Below are 4,267 nucleotides of genomic sequence, written 5' to 3'. Positions count from 1 at the left end.
GGATTACAGCTCATGTTCACATGTACAATTATTTCGGCGGTGTTGCAACACTTTTAGTGCCAGACAATTGTAAAACAGCTGTTATCCATACAAAAGACTGGTATACCCCCAAACTTAATGCAACCTATCATGAAATGGCAGAGCATTATGGTACTGCCATTATTCCAGCTAGGGTTAGAAAACCCAAAGATAAAGCAAGTGTTGAAGGCGCTGTTGGTAACATTTCTACTTGGATTACCGCTGCGCTTCGTAATGAACAGTTTTTCTCACTCGAAGAACTTAATACTGCTATTCGAGAAAAGCTAGAAGCATTTAACCATAGAACCTTTCAAAAAAAGGAAGGTAGCAGGTGGAGTCTCTTCCACCATGAAGAGTTCCCTTTCCTAAGCCCCTTACCAACTACCCCTTATGAACTGGCGGACTTTAAACAAGCCACCGTTCAGTTTAATTATCACATATCCTTAGATGGAATGCTATATTCTTGTCCCTATGAATATATCAAACGCAAGGTAGATGTAAGGGTTACGGAAAGAGTCCTAGAGATTTTTTATAATCACAATCGTATTGCTTCACATAAACGGCTTTATGGTCGTAAAGGACAATACAGCACAACCTTAGAACATATGCCACCCGACCATCAGAAGTATCTAGAGTGGAATGGGGAGCGTTTTAAACAATGGGCCCAGCGAATAGGTCCCAACACACATCAAGTTATTATTGCGATACTTTCCTCCAGTCGCGTGGAGCAGCAAACCTATAAGAGTTGCATGGGATTACTCAAGTTAGCTGAAAGACACTCAGAATCACGTCTTGAAGCAGCTTGTGAAAAAGCTTTGAACTATACAGCCAGCCCAAGTTACAAGAGTATCAAAAATATTCTTGCGACTGGGATTAAAGAAATCTCAAAGCCCGAAACTGAGAAACCCACGAAGAACACTTTTGGCGTAACGCGCGGTGCAAACTACTACGGAGGAAAATACAATGATAAATAATCCAACAATCGACAAACTGATAGATATGCGTCTAACTGCAATGGTGTTGATTGTCAAGTAAAATTGACCCACTTTTTCATTTAAAATTGACCCACCCCTTGAAGTTTTTCTAGAGGATCAGATTTTTCTGTTAATCCTAATATTTACACTGTGATTTGACCCACCTGTTAATAGGAAATAACCTTGTAACCTGCATTTTTTAAAGATGTTTGATCAATCATCATGGTCTTCGATGAAGATTCGAGTATGATATACTTACTTAACTCAAGTAAGCGATCACCTAACAAGTCTTGAATCAGTTTTTCCATAGCGATAGAACGGTTATCAATCTTTTGGATTTGTTCTATATTCACAGGCGAGCAAAGCTCTTCCATACTCATAAAAACATCATCTGAATGTGGCTTATCTTGATATATGAAATGGTCTTTACTTTTGTCATAGACGAAATTTGGATGTTTTTTCATCCGTTTTAGCACCGCATAGGGCTGTTTAATGTCATGGCTTCTTATCAGTTTATAGGCTGCTTGTCGACCTTCATTATTATATATTTGTGCAATACTTATTAACTCACTATCTTTTATCTTGCTCATTTTTTCCACCACCTATTTTAGATTATGCAAGACGACTTTGTTGAATTGATGGGCACCTAGGAATGACATAGGTACCCCAATTTCTTGCTTGTAGCGTTTGCTGCTCGTATTATTCATTCTATGTCAGTCCTTTTTTTGCACTGTAATTTGACCCTTTGACACGATAGCTATCACCCGTTATACTAATTACATGACAATGATGAAGCAACCGATCTAGAATTGCAGTTGCAGCCAATTGTCCAGTAAATAGTTCGTTCCATCTGCCCATTGGTAGATTGGTCGTAATAATGAGGGAGCGTTTTTCGTATCGTTGGCGAATGATCTGGAAAAACAAGCTCTCTTTTTCTTTGTCCATATTTATATAAGATAACTCATCAACAATTAATAAATCAATTTTATTAAGGCTTTCTAAAACCTCTGGTAATGTGCCTTTAATCATTTCGTTATGAAGACGATCAACCAACTCTTTAGCATTAACAAACAGGACACTTTGGCCATTTTCACAAGCTTTTCGCCCGATTCCTGTTGCTATCATGCTTTTTCCAACTCCAGGTGGACCAATAACAATAATGTTCTCGCAGGCCTCCATAAAACGTAATGAACCCAACTCTTCAATTTTATTTTTATTAATATTAAGGTTAAAGGTATAATCAATGTCTTCCAGTGATGCGATGGATTCAAAACAAGCTTTATCCAACAATTTTTCGTATCGGCGATTTTTCTTACCTTCTTCTTCAACTGAAAGTAATCGGACGAGAAAATCCATATAACCCAAAGATGCTGTTTCAGCTTCATTAATTAGGTCTAGGTATTGGTCACGCATATCTACAAGCTTGAATTGTTTCATCATGGTCTGGATATACTCTTCTTTGTTTTGAGTGATTAACTGTTGCATACTGATTCCTCCCTTGTAGTCAATTCATAGTAACTGCAATCCCTTGTTAGGGATGAGTCCTCATCGCAATAGTTATTCTCGCTAGCATTGTCTGCTTGATTTGAAGAAAGTTCTCTGTTACCACTATTATAATTACGCAGGAGGCGACGGAAAGATTGAATATCCATTTTGTTTTCATCAACAGCTATGCCTATAAAGGTGTCTAAAACATGGTCTTCATATAATTCTTGCAGTTCCATGATTTTTCTCGCATAGTGGGTTGGTTGGTCAAATTTTCGACCAGCAGATTCTAAATATCTATAGCCATTAACAAACCTTTCCGTAAAATCTCTTCGAATTTGTGGAATAGACGTGCTGACTTTTTTAGCTATTGGTTCGTAATGCTCGCTGCTAGAAATCGTATCATATCGTTTTTCTGACTGTTCGATACTCAGAACAAAGACTTCTTTTGAATCATAAATTTCGATTCTAAAACCATATACAATTCTATATTTCATTGTTTTTCCAACATATTTTACTGGGAGGCTATACTTGTTGGTAGCAATATGAATAAAGCTATCAGGGCTTATAGTCCGTTTGCTTAACGTTTTCATTCGATAGTGTATAGTGGGGAGTGGCTGTAAAGCTTGCTTCTCTTCCAATAAGTAATGTTGGTTTGGAATTCGCTTTGTTGTAGAGTGTTTTTCATCACACCATTCACGCACAAACTTTTTACCACGAGCATTAAGATCTTCCATCGTTGCAAACGAATTTCCTTTAACGAACTGCTCTTCAATGAAGTTAAAGGGTCTCTCAACTTTGCCTTTTTTTCGGGGCCAATAGCAAGGACATGCATTCAGTTCTGTACCCAAATGTTTTGCCATCATGAGTGCATGAGTATTGTACTTTATTTCGCCTTCGGACTTTGGGTTGTTTTCGATAACAAGTGCTTTGGGGTTATCAATAAGCAGTTCTAATGTTACACCACCTAAGTCATCAAATAACTCTTGTATGGCTTCATAAATGGCTTCAGCATCTACTTTGAGTGAGAAGCAAACAGCTTTTTTCCTTGATGCAGCTAAGATCATGGCAAAGCAGTATACTTTTCGATAGCGATTATCTACAACTACTTCATATTCGGTCCAGTCAAACTGTGCTTGATCACCTGGTGGACTTTCATGCCTTACCGTTGCTTTTTTGCTAATATGGCCCCCAATGTCTTCGTTAACTTTATTCAGAAAACGATAGATAGGGCTGATACTGCCAGTATAACCTCTCATTTTCAATTCTCTGAAAATACGTGTCCCATTGAACAAATATGGCTCACATCTCCACTCAATAATCTGTTCCTTGTAGTGATCGATTTTGCTAGTATATTCAGTGCGCTGATATTCTGGTGGTTCTGATAAATCTAGCAACTTCTTGACTGTGTTTCTAGAAATGCCAAGAAGTCTAGCTGTGGTTCGTTTGGACTTCGTTTGCTTGTATACACGTTGTACAGCTGCCCAATCTTCCAAGTTTTTCACCTCTTTTTCCTCCTTCTGCATGTCTAAGCATGCAAAAAGGATTATAATTGTCTTTCAGAGGTGGGTCAAATCAGAGTGTTAAATTTTAAAGGTTCAATGTATAATCAAGATAGATAGTGCTAAAACATTCCCAGCTAGGTGGGTCAAGTTTAAGCGTTAAACCCGGGTCAGTTTTAAGTATAAATCAACAAATGGCTGAGGCACTTCTTCAACAACTTTCTGACCCAAAAATGAAAGACATTGATTTTGAAGATCGCATCGGAATGATGGTTGATATCGAGTATA

At 37.9% G+C, this 4,267-nt stretch carries 4 protein-coding genes; 1 reads left to right on the top strand and 3 read right to left on the bottom strand.

All coding sequences use genetic code 11. The features are described 5' to 3' along the window. The coding region (locus tag JOC49_RS12890) for a Mu transposase domain-containing protein (protein WP_423875613.1) at positions 1-992 on the top strand (992 nt) is incomplete at its 5' end. Between the two features lie 167 nt (positions 993-1,159). Here the strand turns inward: JOC49_RS12890 and JOC49_RS12885 are convergent. The 3 genes from JOC49_RS12885 to istA all read right to left on the bottom strand — a co-directional run bounded on the left by JOC49_RS12885 (position 1,160) and on the right by istA (position 4,003). Beyond that, positions 1,160-1,582: a hypothetical protein gene (locus JOC49_RS12885; protein ID WP_204665446.1), complete on the bottom strand. Its 423-nt coding sequence runs from the start codon at positions 1,580-1,582 to the stop codon at positions 1,160-1,162. A 118-nt stretch (positions 1,583-1,700) separates the two neighbouring features. Continuing rightward, positions 1,701-2,477, bottom strand: coding sequence for an IS21-like element helper ATPase IstB (gene istB, locus JOC49_RS12880; RefSeq protein ID WP_204665445.1), 777 nt, complete (start codon positions 2,475-2,477; stop codon positions 1,701-1,703). Continuing rightward, positions 2,465-4,003: an IS21 family transposase gene (gene istA / locus JOC49_RS12875; protein ID WP_204665444.1), complete on the bottom strand. Its 1,539-nt coding sequence runs from the start codon at positions 4,001-4,003 to the stop codon at positions 2,465-2,467. The genes istB and istA overlap by 13 nt, the downstream gene beginning before the upstream one ends. Positions 4,004-4,267: the final 264 nt, after the last annotated feature.

It is taken from the genome of Fusibacter tunisiensis, assembly GCF_016908355.1.
GTDB lineage: Bacteria > Bacillota > Clostridia > Peptostreptococcales > Acidaminobacteraceae > Fusibacter_D > Fusibacter_D tunisiensis.
This window is presented reverse-complemented; position numbering and strand designations above follow the sequence as displayed.

Coding starts and splice junctions, on each gene's coding strand:
- istA (WP_204665444.1), bottom strand. CDS start 4,003: ATGCAGAAGGAGGAAAAAGAGGTGAAAAACTTGGAAGATTGGGCAGCT.
- istB (WP_204665445.1), bottom strand. CDS start 2,477: ATGCAACAGTTAATCACTCAAAACAAAGAAGAGTATATCCAGACCATG.
- JOC49_RS12885 (WP_204665446.1), bottom strand. CDS start 1,582: ATGAGCAAGATAAAAGATAGTGAGTTAATAAGTATTGCACAAATATAT.